The 25,651-nt window shown below is 60.9% G+C and carries 20 protein-coding genes and 1 tRNA gene; 9 read left to right on the top strand and 12 right to left on the bottom strand.

Going from position 1 to position 25,651, the window contains the following annotated elements:
* The first annotated feature begins 201 nt into the window (after positions 1–201).
* The 6 genes from CFter6_RS11150 (at position 202) to CFter6_RS11135 (ending at position 4,024) form a co-directional block, all read left to right on the top strand.
* Positions 202–498 carry a helix-turn-helix domain-containing protein gene (locus CFter6_RS11150; RefSeq protein ID WP_061539974.1) on the top strand — a complete coding sequence of 99 codons (297 nt, stop codon included), beginning with the start codon at positions 202–204 and terminating at the stop codon, positions 496–498.
* The gene (locus tag CFter6_RS11145) at positions 495–1,805 is read left to right on the top strand and encodes a type II toxin-antitoxin system HipA family toxin (RefSeq protein WP_082814707.1); all 1,311 of its coding nucleotides are present in this window, start codon (positions 495–497) and stop codon (positions 1,803–1,805) included. The genes CFter6_RS11150 and CFter6_RS11145 overlap by 4 nt, the downstream gene beginning before the upstream one ends.
* 104 nt (positions 1,806–1,909) lie before the next feature.
* A complete protein-coding gene (locus tag CFter6_RS26180) occupies positions 1,910–2,065 on the top strand; it encodes a hypothetical protein (protein WP_205631465.1) in 156 nt (51 codons plus the stop codon).
* Positions 2,053–2,421: a Dyp-type peroxidase gene (locus CFter6_RS26635; RefSeq protein WP_205631464.1), complete on the top strand. Its 369-nt coding sequence runs from the start codon at positions 2,053–2,055 to the stop codon at positions 2,419–2,421. The genes CFter6_RS26180 and CFter6_RS26635 overlap by 13 nt, the downstream gene beginning before the upstream one ends.
* Complete coding sequence (locus tag CFter6_RS26630; RefSeq protein WP_205631485.1) at positions 2,303–2,794, top strand: Dyp-type peroxidase; 492 nt, start codon at positions 2,303–2,305, stop codon at positions 2,792–2,794. The genes CFter6_RS26635 and CFter6_RS26630 overlap by 119 nt, the downstream gene beginning before the upstream one ends.
* Positions 2,795–2,806: 12 nt before the next feature.
* Positions 2,807–4,024, top strand: coding sequence for a winged helix-turn-helix domain-containing protein (locus CFter6_RS11135; protein ID WP_061539973.1), 1,218 nt, complete (start codon positions 2,807–2,809; stop codon positions 4,022–4,024).
* Here CFter6_RS11135 and CFter6_RS11130 read toward each other — a convergent pair.
* Positions 4,021–6,843: an EAL domain-containing protein gene (locus CFter6_RS11130; protein ID WP_082814706.1), complete on the bottom strand. Its 2,823-nt coding sequence runs from the start codon at positions 6,841–6,843 to the stop codon at positions 4,021–4,023. The two genes, CFter6_RS11135 and CFter6_RS11130, sit on opposite strands and share 4 nt — an antisense overlap.
* Before the next feature lie 339 nt (positions 6,844–7,182).
* Here CFter6_RS11130 and CFter6_RS11125 point away from each other — a divergent pair, with 339 nt between their 5' ends.
* Positions 7,183–11,256 (top strand): Pls/PosA family non-ribosomal peptide synthetase, encoded by a 4,074-nt coding sequence (locus tag CFter6_RS11125; protein WP_061539971.1) that lies wholly within the window; start codon positions 7,183–7,185, stop codon positions 11,254–11,256.
* 18 nt (positions 11,257–11,274) lie between these two features.
* Here CFter6_RS11125 and CFter6_RS11120 read toward each other — a convergent pair whose 3' ends face one another.
* From CFter6_RS11120 to CFter6_RS11080, 9 genes are all read right to left on the bottom strand, one after another.
* Entirely contained in the window at positions 11,275–12,810 is a 1,536-nt protein-coding gene (locus CFter6_RS11120; RefSeq protein ID WP_061539970.1) for a glycine betaine uptake BCCT transporter, read from the bottom strand.
* Positions 12,811–12,953: 143 nt separating this feature from the next.
* A tRNA-Leu gene (locus tag CFter6_RS11115) sits at positions 12,954–13,038 on the bottom strand.
* Positions 13,039–13,181: 143 nt separating this feature from the next.
* Complete coding sequence (gene iolB, locus CFter6_RS11110) at positions 13,182–13,976, bottom strand: 5-deoxy-glucuronate isomerase (RefSeq protein WP_061539969.1); 795 nt, start codon at positions 13,974–13,976, stop codon at positions 13,182–13,184.
* Positions 13,973–14,881 (bottom strand): myo-inosose-2 dehydratase, encoded by a 909-nt coding sequence (iolE, locus tag CFter6_RS11105; RefSeq protein WP_061539968.1) that lies wholly within the window; start codon positions 14,879–14,881, stop codon positions 13,973–13,975. Before iolE ends, iolB begins: the two co-directional genes overlap by 4 nt.
* 30 nt (positions 14,882–14,911) lie before the next feature.
* Positions 14,912–16,777, bottom strand: coding sequence for a 3D-(3,5/4)-trihydroxycyclohexane-1,2-dione acylhydrolase (decyclizing) (iolD, locus tag CFter6_RS11100; protein WP_061539967.1), 1,866 nt, complete (start codon positions 16,775–16,777; stop codon positions 14,912–14,914).
* Positions 16,774–18,738 carry a bifunctional 5-dehydro-2-deoxygluconokinase/5-dehydro-2-deoxyphosphogluconate aldolase gene (locus tag CFter6_RS11095; RefSeq protein WP_061539966.1) on the bottom strand — a complete coding sequence of 655 codons (1,965 nt, stop codon included), beginning with the start codon at positions 18,736–18,738 and terminating at the stop codon, positions 16,774–16,776. The genes iolD and CFter6_RS11095 overlap by 4 nt, the downstream gene beginning before the upstream one ends.
* Positions 18,739–18,748: 10 nt before the next feature.
* Positions 18,749–19,531, bottom strand: a complete 783-nt coding sequence (locus CFter6_RS11090; RefSeq protein WP_061539965.1) for an ATP-binding cassette domain-containing protein — start codon at positions 19,529–19,531, stop codon at positions 18,749–18,751.
* Between the two features lie 2 nt (positions 19,532–19,533).
* Positions 19,534–20,694: an ABC transporter permease gene (locus CFter6_RS11085; RefSeq protein WP_082814705.1), complete on the bottom strand. Its 1,161-nt coding sequence runs from the start codon at positions 20,692–20,694 to the stop codon at positions 19,534–19,536.
* 180 nt (positions 20,695–20,874) lie between these two features.
* Positions 20,875–21,879: a sugar ABC transporter substrate-binding protein gene (locus CFter6_RS11080; protein ID WP_236904667.1), complete on the bottom strand. Its 1,005-nt coding sequence runs from the start codon at positions 21,877–21,879 to the stop codon at positions 20,875–20,877.
* Positions 21,880–22,113: 234 nt separating this feature from the next.
* Between CFter6_RS11080 and CFter6_RS11075 the strand changes: the two genes are divergently transcribed.
* Positions 22,114–22,980, top strand: a complete 867-nt coding sequence (locus tag CFter6_RS11075; protein ID WP_014005921.1) for a MurR/RpiR family transcriptional regulator — start codon at positions 22,114–22,116, stop codon at positions 22,978–22,980.
* Between the two features lie 72 nt (positions 22,981–23,052).
* Positions 23,053–23,412, top strand: coding sequence for a hypothetical protein (locus CFter6_RS11070; RefSeq protein ID WP_061539963.1), 360 nt, complete (start codon positions 23,053–23,055; stop codon positions 23,410–23,412).
* Between the two features lie 94 nt (positions 23,413–23,506).
* Here the strand turns inward: CFter6_RS11070 and CFter6_RS11065 are convergent, their stop codons facing one another.
* Entirely contained in the window at positions 23,507–24,544 is a 1,038-nt protein-coding gene (locus tag CFter6_RS11065) for a Gfo/Idh/MocA family oxidoreductase (RefSeq protein WP_061539962.1), read from the bottom strand.
* Positions 24,541–25,545, bottom strand: a complete 1,005-nt coding sequence (gene iolG / locus CFter6_RS11060) for an inositol 2-dehydrogenase (protein WP_061539961.1) — start codon at positions 25,543–25,545, stop codon at positions 24,541–24,543. Before iolG ends, CFter6_RS11065 begins: the two co-directional genes overlap by 4 nt.
* Positions 25,546–25,651 lie beyond the last annotated feature (106 nt).

Here is a 25,651-nt window from a genome sequence, read left to right as displayed (position 1 = left end):
AAGGCTTTGGCGCAAAGTTAATCGATTCAGGCAACTTGCAGAACGAAGGTTTTCGGCAATGCTTATATGGTTTTTGCCTAGAGCAATCTTTTAAAAGAGATATTACAATATCCTTATTGAAAAATAAGATATTTAACTATCTTTTTCAGGAAAAGATACTATACTATTCTTAAATCCATAAAAGATAGTTTATTAATCTTCATGAAAACCTTGAGCGAACTCTCTTCCATCCTGCGCCAGGCCAAGCAGCGACTGGCTTTGCCGGTCATAAGCATGAGCCGCGTCAGCGGGCTGACGGCGGTAACGATACGCGGCGTCCTGTCCGGCAAGAACGATCCCCGCCTCAGCACCCTGATGACGATAGCCGACCAGCTGGGGCTGGAACTGATGCTGCTGCCCAAGGCGGTAGCGTCTTCGATTGCCGCAACAACGCCTGCCGAAGAAGAAGTGCAAAGCCTGGTCGCCGCAGCGCTGGCGCGGCAAGAGGGGCGCAAATGAACCTGAGCGCACTGGATATTTTCGTGGCAGAGCGCCTGGCTGGCGTCTTGTTCCAGTACGGCGACATGGTGCGCTTCCAGGTCGACCCCGCCTATGCGCAAGATCCGCAGCGTCCGACCTTGTCGCTCTCGATGCGCGCCGCCACGCCGCAACAGGACACGGCCCTGCTGCTCAATCCGCTGGCGGCGATTTTCAATTCGCCAGGCCAGATGCGGCTGCCCGCCTTCTTCCAGAACCTGCTGCCGGAAGGCGTATTGCGCAAGCAAATCGCGCTTGAGCGCAAATGCGCGGAGGATGATCATTTCGAACTGCTGGCAGCCTGCGGCCGCGACCTGCCGGGCGCCGTCAGGGCTATCCCGACCAGGCTGACGCGGGCCACGATGACGCGCCTGGTGACACAAGACAAGGAAGCCATAGAAGAAAGCGTGAGCGCCGCCCCGCTGGTGGACGGCGTATCGATTTCGGGCATGCAGCCGAAACTGGCGCTGATCCTGGAAGGCGGCAGGTATGTCAGCCGCACCCGCCACAAGGACGCTCATATCATCGGCAAGCTGCCCACCGCGCAATACGACCACCTGCCGGAAGTCGAGCACCTGTCGCTGCTGCTGGCGCAAGCCGCCGGCGTTACCGTATGCAGCGCCAGCCTGCAGCCGCTGGCGGCGATCATGGCCGAACATCCGCATGCAGAGGCAGACAACCAGCAATTCCTGGCGGTGCAACGCTTCGACCGCGACCAGCCCGGGCGCCTGCACGTAGAAGATTTTTGCCAGATACTGGGCGTCGATCCCGACAAGAAATATACCGGCGCCACCTATGCCGACATGGCGCTGGTGATGCAAGCCGTGCCGGGACTGGGTGAAGCGGCCTGTCATGAGCTGCTGCGCCGCATCGCGGTCAACGAACTGATAGGCAACTACGACGCTCACCTGAAAAATTTCGGCATCCGCTACCTGGCCGACGGCAGCGTCGAATTCTCGCCGGCCTACGATGTCGTAGCGTACAGCGTGTACCTGAACGGCAGCGGCCATGCCCTCAAGTTTGCCGAGGGCCAGGCCAAGCGCTCGTTCCTGTCGCCGCTTACCCTGCGCGAGTTCGCCAACCGCAGCGGCCTGCTGGAGCCGCCGCTGCGCCAGGTAATCAGCGAGGTCTGCAAAAAGGCATTGGCGACATGGCCCGGCCTGATTGCCGCCAGCCAGTTGCTGCCGCACCAGAAAACCAGGCTGACCGAATATTTCATGGGCCGCGGCATCATCGCCGGCTTGCTTGCAAGACAGGCCAGGCAGAGCGCAAAAACCGCGGGAGGTTAGTGCTGCGCGCCATCGATACAAAAAATGGCCGCCTCGCAAAAAGTCGCCAGAATCCGCTAATATCACACCCTTTCCTCGCTCTCTTTCTTTATTAAGGATCAGCAATGCCAGCAACAGCAGACCAAGCCCAGCCAGGAATCCTGGAAGCACTCGCGCCACTCGGCCGCTCGCTCACATTTCGCCTTGGCGGCCACAATCCGCAGGCGGCGCTGATACGGCTGCGCGAGGTTTTTGCGGCGGACTGGGCGTGGTCGGACTAGGCGCCCCCCTGGTCCAGGCGCTGGAGCAGCATATCGGCGGCCTGCGCCCGTTTCCGGCGCTTGAAGGACAAGGCTGCGCGGCGCCGTCGACCCAGCAGGCCATGTGGATCCTGCTGCGCGGCAGCGACCGCAGCAGCCTGTTCGAACGCAGTGCGCAACTGGTCGAGCTGCTGGGAGAAGCGCTGGTGCTGGAAGATGCGATGGATACTTTCCGCTATCGCGACAGCCGCGACCTGACTGGCTACGAAGACGGCACCGAAAACCCAAGGCCGCGGCAGCCATCGCCGCCGCGCTGGTGGCGGACGGCGCCGGCGCCAAGGCTCAAGTTTTGTTGCGGTACAACGCTGGATCCATGATTTGCCGCGTTTCCGCGGTTTCCCTGCGGCACAGCGCGACGCCACCATCGGCCGCCAGATCGCCGACAACGAGGAAATCGAAGATGCGCCCGAATCAGCCCACGCCAAACGCACGGCGCAGGAAAGTTTCACACCCGAGGCATACATGGTGCGCCATTCCATGCCATGGGATAACGGCCTGCAGCAAGGCACGGAATTCATCGCCTATGGCGAATCCAGCGACCGCTTTGAAAACGTCCTGCGCCGCATGCTGGGCCACGAAGACGGCATCGTCGACGCCCTGTTCAGTTTTTCGCGCCCGGTCACCGGCGGCTACTACTGGTGCCCGCCGCTGCAGGACGGCCGCCTCGACCTGTCCAGCGTCGGCATCTGATCCCGCCTCGGCATGACGACCATCCAGCTCTCCCTGCCTGCCGCGCGCGCCTTGCAACTGGCCGCCCAGGGTTTGCTCAACCCGGTGCGCAAGAAGGCCGTCAAGCAAGACGTGCTGGCTGCCATCCGCCAGATGGGCGTGCTGCAGATCGACACCATCCACGTGGTGGCGCGCAGCCCTTACCTGGTTTTGTGGAGCCGGCTCGGCAGCTACCAGCAGAGCTGGCTGGACGAGTTGCTGGAGGAACGCCAGCTGTTCGAATACTGGGCGCACGAAGCCAGTTTCCTGCCGATCGAGGATTACGGCCTGTACCGGCATCGCATGATCGACCCCGGCTCCATGGGCTGGAAGTACTCGGCCAAATGGATGGAGCAGCACGCCGCCACCATAGAGCAGCTGCTGCAGCATATCCGCCAGCACGGCCCGGTGCGCTCGGCCGATTTCAAGCGCACCGACGGCAAAGGCGGCGGCTGGTGGGAATGGAAACCGGAGAAACGTTCGCTCGAGGTGCTATTCACGGCAGGCCGCCTGATGATCGCCAAGCGCCATAATTTTCATCGGATCTATGACCTCGCCGAACGCATCCTGCCAGGCTGGGACGATGCCCGCATGCCGTCCACCGCGGATACCCAGCGCACCTTGCTGCTCAAGGCGGTGCAGGCGCTGGGCGTGGCGAAAGCCAGCTGGATCGGCGACTATTTCCGCACCGCCAAGAGCCGCCCCAGTCCCGATCCCGAGACCCTGGTCGAAGACGGCAGCCTGCTCAAGGCCACAGTCGAAGGCTGGCAGCAGCCGCTGTATATCCACCCCGCGCATCGCGAACTGGCGCTGGCCGCTGCCGGCGGATTGCTGAAACCCAGCGCTACCTGCCTGCTGTCGCCTTTCGACCCGCTGGTATGGGACCGCAAGCGCGCGCTGGAGCTGTTCGATTTCGATTACCGGCTCGAGTGCTACACGCCGGAGGCCAAGCGCAGCTACGGCTATTTCACCCTGCCCATCCTGCATCGCGGCGTCCTGGCAGGACGGCTGGACGCCAAGGCGCATCGCAGCCAGGGCGTATTCCAGGTCAAGGCGCTGTATCTTGAACCAGGCACGCGCACCAGCCAGAGGTTCGCCACCGAACTGGCGGCAACCCTACGGCGTTTTGCCAGCTGGCACGGTACGCCGCAGGTGGTGATCGACCAATGCACGCCACGGGCGTTCCGCACCATGCTGAGGGCCGCGCTCTAACCGGCGTTCAGCAGGTTCTTGTCGACGCCGATGCCAAAGGCGCGCGGCCGTCCGATGCCGTAGCCTTGAGCGAAATCGACGCCGATCTCGGTCAGGGTGCCGATGATCCTTTCATTGACGGCGAATTCGGCGATCGTCTGCTTGCCCATCAGATGGCCGATCTTGTTGATCGCCTCGACCATGGCGTAGTCGGTCGGGCTGTTCAGCATGTCTTTGACAAACCCGCCGTCGATCTTGATGAAATCGACCGGCAGATTCTTCAGGTAAGCGAACGAAGACATGCCGGCGCCGAAATCGTCGAGCGCAAAGCGGTAACCTACTCCTCTCAGTTCCTCGATAAAATGCGCAGCCTTGGCAAAATTGGCGATCGCGCTGGTCTCGGTAATCTCGAAGCAGATGATTTGCGGCGCGATACCGTACTTCACGTGCTGTTCCTGGACAAAATTGAGGAAATTGCTGTCGCCTATGCTGGTGCCTGAAAGATTGATGGCGCAGGTCTGGATTTCCCGGTCGCGCCCTTGCTGCCGCATTTTGGCCAGGGTGGCGAACACCGTGGAAACGACCCAGCGGTCGATCGCCGGCATCAGGTTGTAGCGTTCCGCGGCAGGAATGAACACCATCGGCAGCACCAGGTTGTCATCCTTGTCCAGCATGCGCAGCAGTATCTCAAAATGGGCGCCGTGGCTGGGAGGCTTGCCTAAGGCGGCAATCTCTTGCGAGAACAGGCAGAATTTCTCTTGGGTGAGCGCTTCATTGATACGGGTGATCCACTCCATCTCGCCATGCCGTATCGACAGCTCGCTGTCGTCCAGCCGGTATTCGTGCACGCGATTGCGGCCCTTTTCCTTAGCCAGGTAGCAGGCGGCGTCGACCGCGCTCATGATCTGGCCCAGCGTATGCATTTCGCCCGCCAGGTTGATCAGGCCGATGCTGACGCCGATAGTGAACGGCTTGTTGGTCCAGACAAACTGGAAATCGGCGACTGTCTGCCGCAATCCTTCGGCAATCCGCAGCGAATGCTCGACCGGACAATTCTCCAGCAAGACGCCGAATTCGTCGCCGCCCAGGCGCGCGATGGTGTCGGTATCGCGCAAGCGCTGTTTCAGCAAGACGCTCACCTGCCGGATCAGCTCGTCGCCGGCGGCATGGCCGCAAGTGTCGTTGACCACCTTGAACTGGTCCAGATCCAGGTACAGCACCGCATGCTGGCGCTGCTGGTCGCGCGAGGTGATCATCGCCACCGTCAGGCGCCGCTCGAACTCGCGCCGGTTGATAAGCCCGGTCAGCTCGTCGTGGCTGGCCTGGTACGACAGCTGGGCCGCATATTCCCGGTCCTTGCTGACATCGTGCAGCACCAGCACCGTGCCTATGGTTTCGCCGCTCAGGTTACGGATCGGCTCGGCCGACAGGTTGACCGCGACTTCGCTGCCGTCGTCGCAGACCAGCAGCAGGTTGGAAGCGCGGTCGATCGGCATGCTGTTGTCGAGGATCTGAGGGATCAGGTCGGGAATCCGGTTGCCCGAGCTTTCGCCAACCACGTGCAGGATTTTTTCCAGCGGCAAGCCACGCGCCGATGCCAGCGTCCAGCGGGTCAGGATTTCCGCCGTCGGATTCAGGTATTCGACCAGGCCGTCGGTGCTGAGCGTGATCACCGCCTCGCCTATCGATTCCAATGTGACCTGGGCGCGTTCCTTGGCGGCATACAGCTGCTCCTCGGAGCGCTTGCGGGCGGTGATGTCGGTAAACGAACCAGCCATGCGCACCGGCTCGCCCGCCGAATTGCTGGTGGACTGCGCGCACGAACGGACCCAGCGCAATTCCCCGCCCTTGGTGACGATCCGGAACTCGATGTCGCACGGCGAATTGTCGTGCAGGTGCGAAGTCAGTTTGGCGCGCACCGCATCCAGGTCCGACGGATAGATGCAGTTCAGGAACTGCAGCGGCGTCGGCTCCTCTTCTTCCAGGGAGTACCCCAGCAACTCCTTCAGGCGCGGCGAATAGTAGATATTGTCGGCCTGGATATCCCAGTCCCACAAACCGTCGTTACTGCCCAGCATCGCCAGGTGCAGCCGTTCCTGGCTGACCTTCAGTGCTTCTTCGAACTGGTCGCTCTTGGTCAGGATATAGCGCGAAATCCAGCTGCCGAAAATCATCAGCCCGACGGCGATGGTCAGCGTCGCAAACAGCAGCAGGCGCTGGACCCGGCGCGAGGATTCCCCCAGGCTGGCGGAAAAGCGCAATTCCAGGGGGGCCAGGCGGGCGTCGATCTCGCGGATGCGGGCGACGCTGGCGATCATGGTTTGCGGATCCGGATTGCCGCCGGCAATCGCCGCATGCAGACGGCTGGCTTCCACGCTCAGATCGGCGATCAGCTGGTCGCCTATCTTCCAGTTGGCGATCGGTTCCCGCAACAGGCTGAAATTCTTGAAGTTGCGGTACAGGCTGATGATGCCGTCGATGTCGTCGGGATGGTTGCCGCCGTCCAGGACACCTTGCCGCACCACTTGCAAATCCGGCTCGGATTTGTCCAGTTCATCCCTGGCGCGGCGGCCGCCCATGGGCACCGCCAGCGCCTTCAGCACATTCTGGTAGTCGGCCTCGGCATGCGTCACCGCATACTGGTTCAGATAGAACACCGCCTCTTTCTGCGCCTTCGACCACAGGCTCTCGCCGCCGACCAAAGCGCGCACCGAAGACAGGATGTTCATGCTGAACGCCAGCAGCCCCACCATCAAGGCCACAATCGCCAGGAAAGGCAAGATCACCTTGATCCAGCGCATGCCGCTGTCCATGGTGAAAAATTTCTTCAATCGCTGCATCACAAAACCTCACTGATCTCCACTGGCAAAAACACTGCACAGTCAGAAAGCTTTAGCGGAATTGCAGGAAATTGCGAAAAACGACAGTACTTGAAACCCGGCCCTGAATACCCCATCATACGACCAATAGTTTCCAATTTGCAAGTTAGTTAGCGGGGAATAAAAAAATGCCTTGCCTACACTCGCGTAAACGCCCTCGGACAAGCGCAGGTGAGGCCCGCCGCCAGCAGGAAAACCACAGCGTCGGTCCAGCGCAAAATTGTCTGAACGTTACCTATATCAGCGTGCTACCATCGCCCGCTTGCCATCGTTCACCCGTCCCTTTTATTTGCCTTATCCATGACTCAGTCTTTGCTCGCCGATAACGCGGCTGCCAGCGGTTTTTCCAGTCACCCGGACGTTCTGCAAGGGCCGGCACGGCCTGAGCTGATACGCGATGAGGTACTGGCCGACTTGCTTGAAGCGACCGCCGAGCGCATGCCGGCCCAGACCGCCATGGTGTTCGGCGAGCGCCAGCTGAGTTATCAGGAATTCAACCATTGCGCCGACCTGGTCGCTTCACGCCTGATCGCTGCAGGCGTCGGTCCGGGCCAGATCGTCGGCTTGTGGCTGCCGCGCGGCATTGACCTGCTGATCATGCAGGCCGGCATCGCCAAGAGCGGCGCCGCATGGCTGCCGCTGGATGCCGATACGCCGCCGGAGCGGATCGCTGTCTGCCTGGAGGACGCGCAAGCGCCGGGTATCGTCAGCTGCCAGCAGTTCGCGCCGCGCCTGGACGCGGGCCGCTGCCAGGTCTGGACCGCCGAGCAATTGCTGGCGCCCACAGAGGCGCCGTTGCTGCGCCGCCAGAACGTGCAGCGCGGCGATCCGGCCTATGTCATCTACACTTCCGGCTCGACCGGCAAGCCGAAAGGCATCGCCATCACCCAGGGCGCGATCTGCCATTTCCTGCGCAGTGAAAACGCGGTATTGGGAGTTACCGCCAGCGATCGCGTCTACCAGGGCTTTTCGGTAGCCTTCGACATGTCGTTCGAAGAAATCTGGATCAGCTACCTGGCCGGCGCCACGCTCTGGATCGCGCCCAAGGAGCTGGCGTCCGATCCGGAAGCCTTGCCGCCGGCGCTGGCCGCACAAGGCATTACCGTATTGCACGCCGTGCCGACCCTGCTGGCCTTGTTCAACCAGGACGTGCCAAGCCTGCGCATCATCAACCTGGGCGGCGAAATGTGCCCGGAAGCGCTGGTCAGCCGCTGGACACGGAGCGGCCGGCATATCTTCAACACCTACGGCCCGACCGAAGCCACGGTATCGGCCAGCCTGGCTGAGTTGCATGCCAATGAAACGGTCACCATAGGCCGGCCCTTGCCGAATTACGGTTTGCTAGTGATTAAGGTGATGACTGAGGTAGTGACTGAGGTGGGGACTGAGCCGTCTCCGGAAAACGGCCTGCTCCTGCTGCCGCGCGGCGAAGTCGGCGAACTGTGCATTACCGGCCCCGGCGTTGCCGAAGGCTATCTGGGACGGCCGGAACTGACTGCCGAAAAATTCCTGGCCAATCCTTGGGCCAGCGGCGAACATGACCGCCGCCTGTATCGTACCGGCGACCTGGCCCGGATCGAAGCCGATGGCCGGGTCCAGTGCCTGGGCCGCACCGACGACCAGGTAAAGATCCGCGGCTTCCGCGTCGAACTGGGTGAAATCGAAGAAGTGCTGGCGCGCCAGCCGGGAGTCGGCACGGTAGCGGTCGTATTGCGCCAGGAGGATGGCATCGACCAGCTGATCGCTTTCATCGTCGCCGAAAGCGGCGCAGAAATCGTGCCTGCGGTTCTGCGCAGCGCCTTGGCTGAACGGCTGCCGCCCTATATGGTGCCGGGTTTCTTCGAAGCGATGCAAGAGATGCCGCGCCTGACTTCCGGCAAGATCGACCGCAAGACTCTGAAAGCCAGGCCGTTGGCGCTAACCAGCGCCGGCGGCCTTGATTCCGACGTCCCTGAAACGCCGGCCGAACTGGCCCTGTTCGCGGCGTTGAACAAACTGTTCCCTGGCCAGCCTATCCAGCGCAGCGCCGATTTTTTCAACGATCTCGGCGGCCATTCGCTGTTCGCGGCAAAACTCGCCTCCGCCCTGCGCGCCAATCCCGATTTTGCCCATGTGACGGTGCGCGACATTTACATGAACCGCACCGTCGGCCGCATCGCCCAGGTGCTGGCGGTAGCGCCGGCGGCCGGCATCGCGGTCGACACCAGCTGGAGCCCGCCGTCGGACCTGAAACGCTGGCTGTGCGGCGCCGCCCAGGCCGCCGCCGTGCCGTGGCTGGTGGCAATGCGCATGATGCAATGGCTGGCGCCGTTTTTCACCTATCACTTCTTCACCGGCGATCCAGGCGATTCGATTGCCCTGGCAATCGTGGTGTCGGTAGGCGTATTCCTGCTGGCCACCCTGTTTGAGTTCGCCATTGCGATTGCCGCCAAATGGCTGATCGCCGGACGCCTGAAAGCCGGCCGCTATCCGCTCTGGGGCTTGACCTATTACCGCTGGTGGCTGGCCGACCGCCTGATCGAAGCGGCGCCGGCCTACCTGCTGAGCGGCTCGACCTTGTACAGCTGGTGGCTGCGGGCGCTGGGTGCGCGCATCGGCTCGGAAGTCGTTATCGGCTCCATGACCTTGCGCGCGCACGACCTGCTTACCATAGAGGACGGCGTGAGCATCGGCAATGCCGTCAATTTTGAAAATGCCCGCGTCGAACACGGCGAGCTGTGGCTAGGCCCGATTACATTGCAGCGCGAAAGCTGTATCGGTTCCTATGTCGTCATGGAAGGCAACACGAATGTCGGCGCCTTCGGTCATGTGGAAGGCCAGAGCGCCATCAGCGAAGGTCAGGCGGTGCCGGCGGGCCGCATCTGGACCGGTTCGCCGGCGCGCGATGCCGGTGTTTTCGATCACGCCTCCAAACCGCCGCGGCCGCCGGTTACGCGCAGGCGCCAGCTGGGTGAATCGGTATTTTTCCTGTTCGGCGCTTTCCTGATCACCACCCTGTTCTTCATGCCGGTGTTTCCCAGCTTCATCCTGATCGACTGGCTCGACGATACCGATCGTTTCCCCTGGCTGCAAAGCAACGGCAATGTGCCGTTCCAGCTGTCCAAATATTTCGTCATGGCGTTCCCTGCCACTGCCGTGCTGATCGTGTGCACCGCCCTGCTCTCGGCCGGCATCCGCTGGAGCCTGCTGCCGCGCATGCGGGCCGGCAGCTGGCCGGTGCGCAGCAATATCTATTGCAGCAAATGGCTGGTCAACCAGATTCAGGAATCCAGCCTGAGCGTCTTGCATGGCGTCTACGCTACCGTCTACGCGCCGCTCTGGTACCGCCTGCTGGGCGCCAAGGTCGGCCGCCATGCCGAGATATCGACCGCGCTGGGCGTGGTGCCGGACATGCTGACCCTGGGCGACGACACCTTTATCGCCGATGCCGTCTTGCTCGGCGACGAACAGATCGACGGCGGCTGGATGACCATGAAGCCGACCGTAATCTCGCGCCGCAGCTTCGTCGGCAACGGCGCTTATGTGCCGGACGGCAGCATCCTGCCGGAAAATGTCCTGATCGGCGTCCATTCGCGCACGCCGGACAATGGCCGCATGCAGCCCGGCGACACCTGGCTCGGCTCGCCGCCGATCAACCTGCCGGCGCGCGAGCAGACCAGCGGTTTCCCGGAACACCTGACGTTCCGTCCGTCGCGCCGGCGCCGCCTGGGCCGTGCGCTGGTGGAAGGCTTCCGCATCGTGTCGCCGCATGCGATCGTGATCGCGGTCGGTTATACCGTTGTGCTGAACCTGATGCCGCTGGCCGGCGCCGGCCAGTGGGGCGAAGTGGTTTCCTTGCTCACCAGCGCCGGCCTGCTGTACGGCATCGGCACCTTCATCTTCATCGCCGCCCTCAAGTGGCTGCTGATCGGGCGCTACAAGAAATGCAGCGTACCGATGTGGACGCGTTTCGTCTGGCTGTCTGAAGGCGTCACCAATTTGTATGAAGGAATCGCAATACCGAATTTCATGAGCTACCTGCGCGGCACACCGTGGCTGCCGCTGGCCCTGAACCTGCTGGGCTGCCATATCGGCCGCGGGGTTTACATGAATACCACCGACATCACCGAATTCGACTGCGTCACCATCGGCGACTACAGCGAACTGAACGCCCAGGCCTGCCCGCAGACGCACTTGTTCGAAGACCGGGTCATGAAGATCGACCACGTCAACATCGGCAGCCGGGTTTACATGGGGCCGCGCAGCTTCGTGCTGTACAGCGCGACGGTCAACGACAACGCCAAGCTGGGCGCGCTGACGCTGGTGATGAAAGGCGAATCGATTCCGGCAGGCACCAACTGGCGCGGCTGCCCGGCGGCGCCGGCCAGAATCTGAAGCCGCTTGAATCAAGGATCAGGACGGCGTTTGCTCGCGCTCCCGCAGCAAACGCTCCAGCAGCCGATCGCGCGCGTGGCGCCGGCGTTCCAGAGTATCGGCCTCCTCGCCCAGCGCGCGGAACAGGCTCACGCACATCAGCAGCATGATGATCATGAACGGCAAGGCAATCACGATCGAGGTTGTCTGCAAGCCTTTCAAGCCGCCGGCCATCAGCAGCACCGCCGCGATCAGGGCAGTCAGCACACCCCAGGTCAGCTTGATCCGGGCCGACGGCGCCGGGCTACCCTTGCTGCTCATCATGCCCAGCACGAAGGTGGCCGAATCGGCGGAAGTGATGAAAAATACCGACACCAGCACGATCGCAATCAGTGACGTCAAGGTAGCCCACGGCAGGTGATCGAGCAAGGCAAACAAGGCCAGCGAACTGTCCTGCTTGACGATATCCACCAGCGGCAGATGCTCGAACATGATGCCGTGCAGCGCGGCGCCGCCAAAGGTGGCGAACCAGAGGAAACTGATCAGTGACGGCACCAGCAATACGCCGGTGACGAATTCGCGGATGGTGCGGCCGCGCGAAATGCGCGCAATGAAGGTGCCGACAAACGGCGCCCAGGTCACCCACCAGGCCCAGTAGAACAAGGTCCAGTCGGCAATCCAGGTGCCTTTGGAAAACGGCGTCATGCGCATGCTCATGCTGATCAGGTTGTCCAGGTAATCGCCCAGCGTGGTGGTCAGCGCATCCATGATGAACAGGGTCGGCCCCAATGCCAGCACAAACAGCATCAGCAGCAGCGCCAGCACCATGTTGAGGTTGCTGAGGATCTTGACGCCGCGGTCGAGGCCGCTGAGCGACGAGGCCAGGTAGAGCACCGCGGCCACCGCAATTACCGATAGCTGCAAGCTGAGGCCGTTATCCAGTCCAAACACCTTGTGCAAGCCGCTGCTGATCTGGAGGGTGCCGAAGCCGAGCGAGGTAGCGACGCCGATGGCGGTAGCGATGATCGCCAGGATATCGATGGCCTGGCCGAGGAAACCTTGGGCATATTTGCCGATCAGCGGCTCGAAGGTGGTGCTCATCAGCATCGGCCGATTGCGGTTGAACTGGAAAAATGCCAGGGCCAGCGCCACCACGCAATAGGCCGCCCATGGATGCAAGCCCCAATGGAAAAACGCATAGCGCAAGCCGATCCGGGCTGCCTCGGGACCGCCGGCCGGACCGCTGGGCGGCGTGGCAAAATGCGAAACCGGTTCCGCCACGCCCCAGAACACCAGCCCGATTCCCATGCCGGCGGCAAACAGCATGGCAAACCAGCTATGCCGGCTGAAATCCGGCTCGGCATCCTCGCCGCCGAGGCGGATCGCGCCAAAGCGGCCGAACGCCAGGTAAAGCGCAAACACCAGGAAGCTGAACATCGAGAGCAGGTAGAACCAGCCGAAATTAACGATCGTGCTGCCCAGCGCCGCTTGCATCACAGCAGCCAGGCTCAGCGGCGACAGCGCACCCCACAGCACAAACAGGGAAAGCAACGCGAGCGATGCGATAAAAACCATGGACAGCCTCGAACTTGTTATGATTTTTACATAATACGGCAAACTTCCCTCATGACAAACCGGCAAAGACAGCCCGGAAAACAAAAAAACCGCATAAACATGACTGTTTATGCGGTTTCTCTACACTTCTCACACCAGTTTCCTGGTGCCCACGGAGGGACTCGAACCCCCACACCTTGCGGCACATGGACCTGAACCATGCGCGTCTACCAATTCCGCCACGTGGGCCGTAATGCGAAGCCCCGTAAGACTCACTGCAATTCCGAAGACCGAATAATACGTGCATTTGATAGCTTCGGTCAATCGGAGTTTGCGATTTTTATGCAATTTTTTACGACGCTTGATAGACGGCGCCCTGGTCCGGCATCGGATCAACGCTGCAACATCCATTCATGGGCCGGATCGTTCTTGAAATGCCATTCACGCCTGGGCCCCGCCATCACGTTCAGGTAATAGCTGTCGTAGCCGTGCGGCGCCACCACCGGGTGATAACCGCGCGGCACCATCACCACATCGTGGTTTTCCACCGCCATCGATTCGTCGAGCGAACGATCATCGGTATATACGCGCTGGAAAGCAAAACCCTGCGGCGGATTGAGGCGATGGTAATAGGTCTCTTCGAGCGAACTCTCTTGCGGCAGGTTATCGGTATCGTGCTTGTGCGGCGGATAGCTTGAAGAATGGCCGCCGGGCGTAACCACTTCCACCACCAGCAGATGGTCGGCCGGCTCGCCCTGCGGCAGGATATCGCAGACATAGCGCGTATTGCTGCCCTGCCCGCGCACCGAACGCTTGGCCATGCCCGGCTCGATCAGTCGCGCCCCCAGGTCGCCATGGCCGGGTGCGCTGCAGACTGCAATTTCCGCGTCGCCGTGGGCGCCGACGGTGACGGCATGGTTGTGCGGCACATACACGGCGTACGGAGAAACCTGGTCAAATACACTTTGGCGCTCGCCGATTTCTTTCCATGTTTGGTCGCCGGCTTGCACGCTGACCACCCCGCGCAACACCACTATGCACACTTCGCGCTCGGCGGTATCGAAGCGGATCCGTTCAGCAGCCGCCAGGCGGTAGGCGGCAAAACCGACAAAGCGCCAATTGGCCGACTGCGGCGTGACGCTGACGATTTCCCGTCCTTGCGGCTGGCCTTTGACAAGCAGGCTCATGCTGCCTCCTGCTCGTTGCCGATGGCCTGCACCAGTCCGGCCAGATGGCGATAACCCATGTCGGCATATTGATAGCTGGGAGCGACAGCCGGATCCTGCTCCGCTTCGACCACCAGCCAGCCGGCGTAACCATGCCTGTGCAGCAGACGCAGCAGACCGTCGAAATCGATGGCGCCGTCGCCCGGCACCGTAAACGCACCGTTGATCACCGCCTGCAGGAAACTCCAGTTGCCGTTGCGCGCCATTTTCACCACCGCCGGCCGCACATCCTTGCAATGGACATGGCAGACGCGTTTGATATGTTGCTGCAGCACCTGCAAGGGATCGCCGCCGGCAAACATGATGTGACCACTGTCGAACAGCAAACCGACTTCATCGCCGGTCAGTGCCATCAGGCGTTCGACATCGGCCGGGGTTTCAACGTAGGCGCCCATATGATGGTGGTAAGCCAGGCGCACCCCGTGCGACAAGGTGAAGCGCGCAAAAGCGGTCAACCGGTCGGCATACTGGCGCCATTCCAGGTCGTTCAGGAAACGTGGCCGCTTGTACAAGGGATCCGGCCGACCCTGGATGGCGTTGGCTACTTCGCCATACACCATGACCTTGGAGCCGTTTTCCGCCAGCAGCCGCAGATGCGGGCCGACAGCGGCGATTTCATCCTCGACCGAGCCGGTCGCCAGGCGGCCGGAATACCAGCCCGAAATGCATTCCAGCTGGTATTTGCCGAGCACGGCCGCCAGCGCAGCCGCCTCCTTGGGAAACTTGTTACCCAGTTCGAAGCCGCGATAGCCAATCTGCGCGCCTTCGGCCAGCGCCGTTTCCAGCGGCGTCTCGCCGCCCAGCGAAGGCAAGTCGTCGTTCATCCAGGAAATCGGGTTGATGCCGATCTTTACGTTAAATGTCATGGTCTCTCCGCTGCATTACATTATTAACACTCACACTTTTTGACTGTGGCGGGCTTGTTCATATTCGGCGCGCGCGGCTTGCACCTGCGGCCGTTCAGATACCTCCGGCACCGCCACCTCCCACCAGCAGCCGCCATCGTCGGTAGTGCGCGCGGGGTCGGTATCGATGCATACCAGGTAGGTGCGGTCGGCGGCGCGCGCCCGTTGCAGCGCAGCTTCCAGCTGGGCGATGGTCTTGACGTTTTCCGCCAGCGCGCCAAGCGATCTTGCATGCCCAGCAAAATCGATGGCCGGCGCCCCCTGCGGCCCTTGCAGGCAGTCTTCCAGCATGTTGTTGAACGGCGCCCCGCCGCAAGCCTGCTGCAGGCGGTTGATGCAGCCGTAGCCGCGGTTGTCCAGCACCACGATGATCAGTTTCTTGCCCAGCATGACTGAGGTGGCGATCTCCGAATTCATCATCAGGTAGCTGCCGTCGCCCACCATCACGATCACGTCGCGCTCCGGCTGCGCCAGCTTGACGCCGAGCGCACCGGCGATTTCATAGCCCATGCACGAATAGCCATATTCGACGTGGTAACCACCCGGCGTCGAAGTGCGCCACAGCTTGTGCAGCTCGGCCGGCAAGGTGCCGGCGGCGCAGACCACGATATCGTGCACGGTCGAGTCGATGCTGGACCGCTGGACCGCGCCAATCACCTCGCCGTCATACGGCAGGGCCGGCGCTTCTATTTCCCTCTGGCCGGTGATCTTGTCGACCGTGGCGCGCCAGCTGTTGGCCTGCTCCAGCGCCAATGCGTGCCAGCCGGTGCTGGAACGCCAGTCCTGCAAGCCTTGCGACAAGGCAGCCAGCCCCAGCCGGGCGTCGGACAACATCGGCGTGCCCTGCCATTTCATGGCGTCGACCGCGTTGACATTGATGCACAGCAGTTTTGCCTGGCCGAACAGGGAGTGCGAACCGGTAGTGAAATCCTGCAGCCGGGTGCCTACCGCAATCACAACATCGGCCTTCTGCGCCAGCGCATTGGCAGCCGGCGAACCGGTCACGCCGAGCGCCCCCAGCTGCAAGGGATGGCGCCAGGCCAAGGCGCTTTTGCCGGCCTGGGTTTCCGCCACCGGCACCGCATGTTTTTCAGCAAAAGCACGCAGCGCTTCGGTGGCTTCGCCATACAACACGCCGCCGCCGGCCACGATCAAGGGCTGCCGGGCGTTTTTTAGCAATGCCAGCGCCTCTTGCAGCTCGTCCGCCGCCGGTCCGCGGGCGCGGAACCTGACCGTCTGCGGCGCAAAAAACTCAACCGGATAATCGTAAGCCATGGCCTGAACGTCTTGCGGCAACGCCAGCGTCACCGGGCCGCATTCGGCGGCATCGGTCAGCACCTGGATCGCGCGCGGCAAGGCTGTCAGCAACTGCTCCGGATAGCAGATGCGGTCAAAATAACGCGACAGAGGCTTGAACGCATCGTTGGCGGAGACGCCGCCGTCCTGGAAATTTTCCACCTGCTGCAGCACCGGATCGGGCCGCCGCGAAACGAAGATATCGCCCGGCAGCAGCAACACCGGCAAGCGGTTCACGTGAGCCAGGGCCGCCGCCGTCAACAAGTTGGTGGCGCCCGGGCCGATCGAGCTGGTGACCGCCATCATGCGCCGTCGCATGTGCGTCTTGGCATAGGCGATCGCGGCATGCGCCATGGCCTGTTCGTTATGCGCGCGATAGGTCGGCAACTGTTCCCGATGCTGGTACAGCGCCTCTCCCAGGCCAGCCACGTTGCCATGGCCGAAGATGGCAAAGACGCCGCCGAACAATGGCGCCTGGCCGTCCGCCGTATCGACCCGCAAGGCGGCCAGGTAACGCACCAATGCTTGCGCCATGGTCAGGCGTATGGTTTTTGCATTCATGCTGCGCGCTCCGCTGCCTGCTCTTCGCTGCGACTGGCCTGCCAGACGCCGATGAGTTTTTCGAAAGTGGTTCTTACCTGCCGGATCAAGGCGGCATCGTCTATTTGCCCTTGCAGCCACAGCTTGGATGGCTCATGGAAAATCGTCCGTCCCACCATGAAACCACGGCAGGTCGTGCTGTGCCGCGAGGCACGGAAGCCCGCGGCCAGTTCTTCCACCGGCGCCGCCAGCCCCAGCAGCACTACGCCGCGGCAATAGGGATCGCGCTCGGCAATCAGGCTGTCGATCGCCTGCCACTGCTGGGCCGACATCGATTCCAGCTTCCACCATTCGGGATAAACTCCCAGGTTGTACAGGCGCTTGATGCCGCGCAGCACGGTATCGTCAGCCCTCGGCAAATCCTTGGGCGGGATGATTTCCAGCAGCAGTTCATGGCCGCTGACCTGCACCGCGTTGTACAGGCCGCGGATCTGCGCTTCCTGCTCCAGGCGTTTTTCTACCGCATCGTCCGGATGAAACTGCACCAGGCACTTGACCACGTGCTCCTTCGGCCAGCTCAGCAGATGCGAACCTATCGAACGGCCGTAGTCGAATTCCAGCGGATTCGAGAGCGGCAGTTCCACTGTGCGGCCGATCCACCAGCCGCGTCCGGTAGCGGCATTCAACGCATCCTGGCCATAACGGTCATCTGACAATATGCCGATCTTCCCTTGCAATCCGAGCGCCTGCTCGGTAGCCGCCACCGCCTGCACCAGCAGCTGCTTGAGCTGCGGCAGGCGCGCTTCGCCGGCGCCGCCGCCAAATTCGCGCGCCAGCTCAAAGAACTGGTTGCGATGGTCAAAGGCGAAGACATTCACCTCATCCCAGGTTTTGCGTGGCGCCGTGACCCGGTGCAGGCGCTGCAGGTGTGCATCCTGGTCGGGCCGCTGCATGCGTTCTGCATGCTCAAGGAAATATGCCAGTTCGACCGGCGTCGGCATCGCCGGCGCACAAGCATGGCGCGATACCACCAGGGCGCCGCAAGCATTGGCGTAACGGCAGCAGCTTTGATCGTCTTCGCCGTTCAGCCAGCCCTTCAGGAAACCCGACAGGAAGGCATCGCCGGCGCCCAGCACATTGAGTACTTCGACCCGCACGCCCTTGTAGTTGAAACCTTCATCCAGCGACTTTGGAATCGCGCCGTGGATCACGGCGCAGCCCAGCGGCCCGCGCTTGACCACCAGCGTCGCCTGGCTGACGGCGCGCACCGCCTGCAGGGAGGCGATGATGTCGCGGCCGCCGCCGGCAATCATGAATTCTTCTTCGGTGCCGACCACCAAGTCGAATTTCGGCAGGATGCCTTGCAGGTGACTGGTTACGCCGTCGTTGGCGATGAACCGCGTCTCGCCGTCGCCCTTTTGGGCCAGGCCCCACAATACCGGCCGGTAGTCGATGTCGAGCACCGTGCGGACGTTGTTGCGACGCGCGTATTCCAGCGCCAGGCTGCTGCTGCGATGCACCTGCTGCGTGGAAAAATGGGTGCCGGTAATCAGCAGCGCCTTGCTGGAGGCGATGAACGCCTCATCGATGTCTTCTTCCGCCAGCGCCATGTCGGCGCAGTTGTCGCGGTAAAAAATCAGGGGAAAAGTGTCTTTGTCTTTCAGGCCCAGCATCACCAGCGCGGTCAGCCGCTCCGGATCGACCTTGATCTGGCTGACATCGCAGCCTTCGGCCGCCAGCGCCGCAGTCAGGAACTGGCCGTTATGCTCATTGCCGACCCGCGCCAGCATCGCCGATTTCAGGCCCAGCCTGGCGCAGCCGAAAGCGATGTTGGCGGAAGAGCCGCCCAGGTATTTGGCAAAGCTGCTGACATCCGCCAGAGGCGCGCCGACCTGCTGCGCATACAGGTCTACCGCCAGGCGCCCGATGCAAATGACGTCGAGCTTACGGTCTGCGGCGAATTGATTGTTTGTGGCTTGCATGTGTATTCCTTTAAACCTGGATGCCTTCTAACTGGTTCATCAGCGTTTGCATTTCCGCGCCGCCCGCCATCATGTCCAGCACTTCATCCTTGGTCACATTATCCTTGGTGAAAGTACCCATCGATTTACCGCGGTTGAGCAAGGTAAACGAGTCCCCGATCGGGTAGGCATGATGCACATTATGGGTGATGAAAATCACCGAAATGCCGCGCTCGCGCGCTTTGTGGATCAGCTTGAGCACATTGAAAGACTGCTTGACGCCAAGCGCCGCGGTCGGTTCGTCCAGGATCAGGACGCGGGCGCCGAAATGGATTGCACGGGCAATCGCCAGGCACTGTTTTTCGCCGCCCGACATGGTGCCTATCGCGTGGTGCGGATCGCGCACCATGATGCCCATTTCAGCCAGCTTTTCACGCGCCGTTTCGGCCGCATAATTGATGTCCATGACGGTGATGCCGAATACCTTCTTGGTTGGCTCGCGCCCCATGAAAAAATTGCGCGCCACCGACAGCAGCGGCACCAGGGCCAGGTCCTGGTACACGGTCGCCACGCCGACATCCAGCGCCTCTTTCGGCGAATTGAAAGAGACCGGCTGGCCGTCGACCAGGTACTCTCCTTCGGACGGCTTGTGTACTCCCGCCAGCGTCTTGATCAGGGTCGACTTGCCGGCGCCGTTGTCGCCCAGCAGGCAATGCACTTCGCCCTTTTTCAAGCGCAATGTGACATTCTGCAAGGCGATCACCGAACCGAAATATTTGCTGACGTTTTCCAAGGCCAATATGGATTCACTCATGATTACCTCGCCTCCGTCACGCGGCGACGGACATAATTATTGAACAATACAGCCACCAGCAGCATCACGCCAAGGAACACGCGGAACCAGTCGGAATTGAGATTGGTATAGGTAATGCCGATCTGCACCACGCCGAAGATCAGGGCGCCGAAGCAGGCGCCGATCACCGAACCGTAGCCGCCGGTCAGCAAGGCGCCGCCGATCACGGCAGCAATGATGGCTTCGAATTCCTTCTGCAAGCCGCGGTCGGCCGCAGCCGAACCGACGTCCGCCACCTGCAGCACGGCAAACAGGCAGGCGCAGAAAGCGGTGAATACGAACAGCGAAATCTTGACCCGCTTCACCGGCACGCCGACATTCTTGGCGGCGTTGGCGTCGCCGCCGACGGCGAAGATCCAGTTGCCGAACTGGGTGCGCGCCAGGACAAAACTCGCCCCCAGCGCCAGCACCAGCCACCAGGCGATCACCTTGGGAATGCCTGCCACCAGCGGCTGGCCGTTGGCCATGGTGGCGATCCAGCCATGATTGGCCATCCAGTGGAACAGCCCGCTGCCGAGATTGCCGGTGAACAGCCAGCTGCCCAGCCAGTCGTTCGCGGCGAGGTCGCCGACGCCGCTGACGATGGTACGGTTGGCGAACATGATCGATAACGCCAGCGTCAGGCCGCGCAGGATGAACATGAACGCCAGCGTGACGATAAAGGAAGGCAGCCTGGTCTTGACTACCAGGTAGCCGTTGAGCCAGCCCAGCGCCATCGAGCCGGCAAAGGCAAACAGTACCGCGAGCCAGAACGGCCAGTGGAAATAGACGGTGGGAATCGCCACCATCATGCCGGCAAAGCCGATCATCGAACCGATTGACAAATCGAACTCGCCGGCGATCATCAGCACGCAGGCGCCGATAGAGATCAGGCCCAGGTAGGCCGCCACCTGCATCCAGTTGACGACGCCATCCAGGTTGAACATGCCGGAATCGCCGGCGGCGAAACCGAATACGATAAAGACCAGGATCGCGCCTGCCAGCGAGGCAAATTCCGGACGTCCCAGGAACCGTTTCAAAGCCCCTTCCTTGCGGACCCGCTCATCATTCGGCGCCGCCTTCTGCTGCGCCGGGGCGACACCGTCGGCGCCAAGCTTGTCAGCGTGCACACTGCTTGAATTCATTGTGTATCTCCTGCATGTATTAACTTAACCGCGTTAGCCGCGTGTCGGACCGGCCTGGCGGGGGAATGGCGAAATGCGGCGGGCGTAACAAAGCCCGGGGTGCATAGTCCCCCTGGATTTCCGTTTGCCGGCTGCCCGTGCCGTCGCCGTTACGGGCAGCCGTGTAAAACAAGGCCCGGATCAGCGATACTGGCCAGCGTATTTCAGCACTTTGTCGAGATTATCCTTGGTGATGTAGCCAGGACCGGAGCTGATGTGGCGCGGTCCGTAGAGCGGCGCCAGCCCATATTCGGCCAGCCGGGCCTGGAACTTCGGATTGGCTTTCAGCTTGGCCTGGATGGTGGCGACATCGGTGGTCTTGTTTTGCGTCATGATGGCCAGCACGGCGACCGGGATATAACCTTGCAGGTAGGGTTGCTGGTCAATCGCAAACTGCACGGAACCATCCTTGATGCCCTTGGCTACTTCTTCCGACAGGTCGAAGGTAGCGAACCACATCTTGCCTTTCAAGCCCATTTTTTGCAGCGCGCGCAAGCTTGGCGAAGCCGAATCCGGACCAAGCGCCAGCACCGCCTGGGTGCCGGGATTGTTGCGCAAATAGGCACTGACCTTGCTCTCTATGCCAGTCGGATCCTGGCCCGCATCCAGCGTTGATTTTTTATAATCGACACCGATAGCCTCGGCAAAACCGCGGCAGCGTTCGAAGGAAGAAGGATTGGTGGCATAGTGATTGACGCACAGGAAAGACTTGATGCCGGCGGCCTTGGCTTTTTCGCCGGCGCCCTTGCCCGCGTCGTATTCCGGCTGGCCAACGTGCATGATCGCGCCCAGCTCTTCACTTTGCTGCTGGGTGCCGGAATTGATGGTGACCAGCGGGATTTTCTTGGCAGTGACGTTTTCCATGGCTTTTTTCAGCACGCTGAAATCGGCGATGCTGGCGATCACGCCATCATAATGACGGGCCGCGGCCTGCTCGATCAGACGCGACATGTCGGCCAGGTCGCCATTGGGCGGATTGCGGTAATCGACTGTAACGTTGAAATCTTCGCCGGCCTGCTTGATGGCGTTCTTGATAGTGTTCCACCAGGAATCGGAATCCGGTGCGTGGCTGATCAGGACGAATTTTTCATTTGCTGCATAAGTGGCATTCATCGCGCCAAAGCTCATCGCCAGCGCCGTCACCATCAGGACCCTGGCCAGGCCCTTGCATCTGATTCGTTGCATAGTTGTCTCCGTTGTTGTTTTGTTCACTACCCTTTAGGCTGATCGCCCGGATCCGACAGCGTCATCGGTATTAAACAATAGAACAAGCGGATTCAATATGCAACGTTTTTTTCAATTAAATTTAAATTAGAATTTTATTTTCACTTGCCAAATTTTCTTTATAATTGCTTCACGACATAAATCAGAAAGAACACCATGGCAGATACGCCGACTGTCGACCAGCTGATGCTGCAAATCGCCGAACAATACGCAACGCTTTCGCGCCAGCTGAAGATTATCGCCACCTATGTGGAGCAACACCGCAGCAGCCTGATGCTGGAACGGATCAGCGACATCGCCGAGCATTGCGATGTGCAGCCGTCCGCCATCGTGCGCTTCGCCAAGCAATTCGGCTTCAGTGGCTTCAGCGAGATGCAGGCGGTTTTCCGCGATGCCTATACGGCGCAGGCGATCCCTTCGCAAAACTACCAGCAACGGATACGCAAGCTGATCGACGCCAAGCCAACCCCGCTCACCGGTGGTTCGATGGCGCGCGAATTCATCGCCGCCAGCCGCAGCGGCCTGGACGAACTGCTGAACGGCATGGACGACGTGCAGTTCGACGCAGCGGTCAAGCTGTTGCAGAAGGCCGAAAATATCTATGTGATCGGGGTGCGCCGTTCCTTCCCTATCGCCAGCTACATCGTATATGCCTTGCAGCACACCAACAAGCGCGTGCACCTGCTGTCAGGCCTGGGCGGCATGATCCGCGAGCAGATCCGCAGCATAGGCAAGAACGACGTCGTGATCGCGATCAGCTTTACGCCCTACGGCAAGGAAACCCAGGCCTGCGTGCGGTTGGCCCATCATCACCAGGCAAAATCGCTGGTGATCACCGACAGCCAGCTGAGTCCGCTGGCCCGCCATGCATCGGTATTGCTGACCGTCAAGGAAGGCAGCGCATTTGCATTTCGCTCGCTGACCAACGCCATGTGCCTTTGCCAGGCCCTGTTCATTGCGCTGGCTTATAGGCTTGAGCTTAATGTGGAGGAAACGGGCGCAATCGAAGGTTACGATGAATAAATGACAAGATAATTACAGTACAATTTCCCATCTGCAGTCGCCGTAAGCTGGCAATACGGATTGGGGAGAAATATGGCTGAACTTAAGCATATCGAGAGCAAGGGCAGTACGCGGCGGAGCGAGAAATCCGGGCTTGCCACGGGTGGAGGCGGTGGTTATGATGATGCCATGGAAGCAAGAGTCAACAAACTTGAAGAATTCGCGATCGAGACGCGCGACCGCCTTTCTCGTATAGAGACCAGGCTGGATAACTGCGCGACAAAAGCGGACGTTAAAGATCTTGAAGCCACTATGTACAAAGAATTCGCTGTTATGCACAAGGAGTTCGCCACCTTGTATAAAGTGCTGGACGGGCTGACCTGGAAATTGACAGGCGCTGTGGGACTGCTGGTTTCAGCCGTGTATTTCATTGCTACGCAAGTAAAACCTTGACCCCGCATTTTCTCCCCCGTCGCCAAATATCGCATTCGATCAAATAGTCACTTTCCCCGATCAAATGCCGCTGCCATCGCGCAGGCAAACGCTGTCAGAGCAACACCGGCTGTTTCGACAGCAGCGATTCGCGTAACGCGATGCCGATGCGAGTCGCCTCGGTAGCGTCATCCAGAGTCAGCTCCAGTTTGCGCTGGCGGCGTATCGCCTCCACGAAACTGGTGACCTCGGTCAGGAAAGCATCTTCGAAGCGCTCGAAGAAACTGGGCAGGCACTCATTGCGAACGCCGTGCGCGTCGGCAATCTCCAGGCGGTTCTTGCGCGCATTGCCGCCCACGGTCAAGCGCCCTGCCGTTCCTGTAATTTCAGTCATGGTGTCATGCCCATGCGCCATGGTGCGCGACGCATAGAAAGTGGCCAGCTTGCCATTATCGAATTCGCAAATGGCGACGCCGTTGTCGACATCCTGGAACTGCTGCAGGTCGTGATGGATCGCGCGCGTGCCGCTGGCGTAGACCCGGACCGGTTGTGGATTGCCGAGCAGCCAGCGCGCCAGGTCGATATCGTGCACGCTGCAGTCGAGGAATATGCCGCCGCTGGTCGCTGCAAACTTGACGAAGAAACCATCCGGATCGTATTGATCGCAGGTTTGCGAATACACCATGAATGGCGAACCGATGGCGCCTTGCTGGATTTTCCTGTAGGCGTCCTGATAGCTGGCGTCGAAGCGCCGCACAAAACCGATCATGACCTGCAGCTGCGGATGCAGCGCAGCTTCAGCGCTGACGCGGCGGCAATCCTCCAGGTCAAGCGACAGCGGCTTTTCGCAAAACACGTGCTTGCCGGCCCGCAGGGCCTGGATGATCTGCTGCGGATGCAGGGATGTCGGCGTCACCAGAAACACCGCATCCAGGCCGCCATGCGCCAGTAAAGCGGCGTAGTCTTCGTACAGGTGCGGCACCTGCAAGGTATCGCGCGCCCATTCCAGTTCACTCTGCAGCGGACTGCAGGCCGCAACCAGGGTTGCTCCGGCGACGCGCGACATGAGATTTTCTGCATGGCGGCGCCCTAACCTGCCAAGGCCGACGATGCCGACCTTCAGTATTGGCGCGTGATGTGATGATGGATTCATTTTGCCAGCTCGATAGTACGATTTTCACGCCAGGACAGCGTCGCCGCTTCCGCCAGTTCCAGCGCCTTGACGCCGTCTTCGATGGTGGTGCGCACCGCAGCCTGGTTGACCACGGCATCGAAGAAATGGGCAATCTCGCTGGCATATGCAGCCCGGTAACGCTCCAGGAAGAAGTGCTCCGGCTTGTCCTGGCTGACGTGATGGGCGCCGGCAGCGACTACCTCGGTCGGCTTGTGATTGCCGGCTTGCAGCATGCCTTTGCTGCCAAGCACTTCAAAGCGTTGATCGTAGCCATAGGCGGCGCGACGGCTGGTGTTGATCTGGCACAAACGGCCGCGGCGGCTGCGGATGGTGACAGCCGCGCAATCGATATCGCCGGCTTCGGCAATCGCCGGATCGGTCAGGCAACTGCCGGTGGCCGAGATGCTGACGGCTTCGTCTTCCAGTATCCAGCGGAAAATATCGAAATCGTGGATCAGCATGTCCTTGAAAATGCCGCCTGAGCTCTTGATATATGATACCGGCGGTGCACCAGGGTCGCGGCTGGTGACGATCAGCATTTCCGGATCGCCGATTTCGCCGGCTGCCAGGCGCGTTTTCAATGCACTGAAGGTCGGATCGAAACGGCGCTGGAAACCGATCATGCAAGTCACTCCGGCGTCTGCTACCGCGCGCGCGCATGCCTTGGCGCGCTCCAGCGTCAGGTCTACCGGCTTTTCGCAAAAAATCGCCTTGCCTGCCGCCGCCGCGCGCATGATCAGGTCTGCGTGAGTGTCGGTGCTGGAGGCTATCAGCACCGCGCCTATGCTCGCATCGGCCAGCACACTGTCGATATCCGCCACCTGCGCGCCATGCTGCTGAGCCAGTTCCTGTGCGGCTTGCGTATTGATGTCGCTGACATATTTCAGGTTGGCGCCTGGCTGCAGCACCAGGTTGCCCGCATGGATCTTGCCGATGCGGCCGGCGCCGAATACTGCGACCTCAGTTACCACGTTCGTCATGTTTTATCTCCGTGTAATTGGCGTAGTTTGTTTTGGTATCGCTTTCCGCCATTGTAGGCACGAATCCCTAAAATAGAAACAATTTTTCGTTTATTTTTTTAATCGA

Origin of the sequence: Collimonas fungivorans (genome assembly GCF_001584145.1) — a bacterium.
Lineage (GTDB): Bacteria > Pseudomonadota > Gammaproteobacteria > Burkholderiales > Burkholderiaceae_D > Collimonas > Collimonas fungivorans.
Note: the sequence above shows the minus strand (reverse complement) of the source record. Positions and strands in the feature narration are given on the sequence as shown.

Excerpts from the sequence above, each read along its gene's own strand:
- CFter6_RS11150 (WP_061539974.1), top strand. The coding sequence starts at position 202 with ATGAAAACCTTGAGCGAACTCTCTTCCATCCTGCGCCAGGCCAAGCAG.
- CFter6_RS11145 (WP_082814707.1), top strand. The coding sequence starts at position 495 with ATGAACCTGAGCGCACTGGATATTTTCGTGGCAGAGCGCCTGGCTGGC.
- CFter6_RS26180 (WP_205631465.1), top strand. The coding sequence starts at position 1,910 with ATGCCAGCAACAGCAGACCAAGCCCAGCCAGGAATCCTGGAAGCACTC.
- CFter6_RS11135 (WP_061539973.1), top strand. The coding sequence starts at position 2,807 with ATGACGACCATCCAGCTCTCCCTGCCTGCCGCGCGCGCCTTGCAACTG.
- CFter6_RS11130 (WP_082814706.1), bottom strand. The coding sequence starts at position 6,843 with ATGCAGCGATTGAAGAAATTTTTCACCATGGACAGCGGCATGCGCTGG.
- CFter6_RS11125 (WP_061539971.1), top strand. The coding sequence starts at position 7,183 with ATGACTCAGTCTTTGCTCGCCGATAACGCGGCTGCCAGCGGTTTTTCC.
- CFter6_RS11120 (WP_061539970.1), bottom strand. The coding sequence starts at position 12,810 with ATGGTTTTTATCGCATCGCTCGCGTTGCTTTCCCTGTTTGTGCTGTGG.
- iolB (WP_061539969.1), bottom strand. The coding sequence starts at position 13,976 with ATGAGCCTGCTTGTCAAAGGCCAGCCGCAAGGACGGGAAATCGTCAGC.
- iolE (WP_061539968.1), bottom strand. The coding sequence starts at position 14,881 with ATGACATTTAACGTAAAGATCGGCATCAACCCGATTTCCTGGATGAAC.
- iolD (WP_061539967.1), bottom strand. The coding sequence starts at position 16,777 with ATGAATGCAAAAACCATACGCCTGACCATGGCGCAAGCATTGGTGCGT.
- CFter6_RS11095 (WP_061539966.1), bottom strand. The coding sequence starts at position 18,738 with ATGCAAGCCACAAACAATCAATTCGCCGCAGACCGTAAGCTCGACGTC.
- CFter6_RS11090 (WP_061539965.1), bottom strand. The coding sequence starts at position 19,531 with ATGAGTGAATCCATATTGGCCTTGGAAAACGTCAGCAAATATTTCGGT.
- CFter6_RS11085 (WP_082814705.1), bottom strand. The coding sequence starts at position 20,694 with ATGAATTCAAGCAGTGTGCACGCTGACAAGCTTGGCGCCGACGGTGTC.
- CFter6_RS11080 (WP_236904667.1), bottom strand. The coding sequence starts at position 21,879 with ATGGTGACGGCGCTGGCGATGAGCTTTGGCGCGATGAATGCCACTTAT.
- CFter6_RS11075 (WP_014005921.1), top strand. The coding sequence starts at position 22,114 with ATGGCAGATACGCCGACTGTCGACCAGCTGATGCTGCAAATCGCCGAA.
- CFter6_RS11070 (WP_061539963.1), top strand. The coding sequence starts at position 23,053 with ATGGCTGAACTTAAGCATATCGAGAGCAAGGGCAGTACGCGGCGGAGC.
- CFter6_RS11065 (WP_061539962.1), bottom strand. The coding sequence starts at position 24,544 with ATGAATCCATCATCACATCACGCGCCAATACTGAAGGTCGGCATCGTC.
- iolG (WP_061539961.1), bottom strand. The coding sequence starts at position 25,545 with ATGACGAACGTGGTAACTGAGGTCGCAGTATTCGGCGCCGGCCGCATC.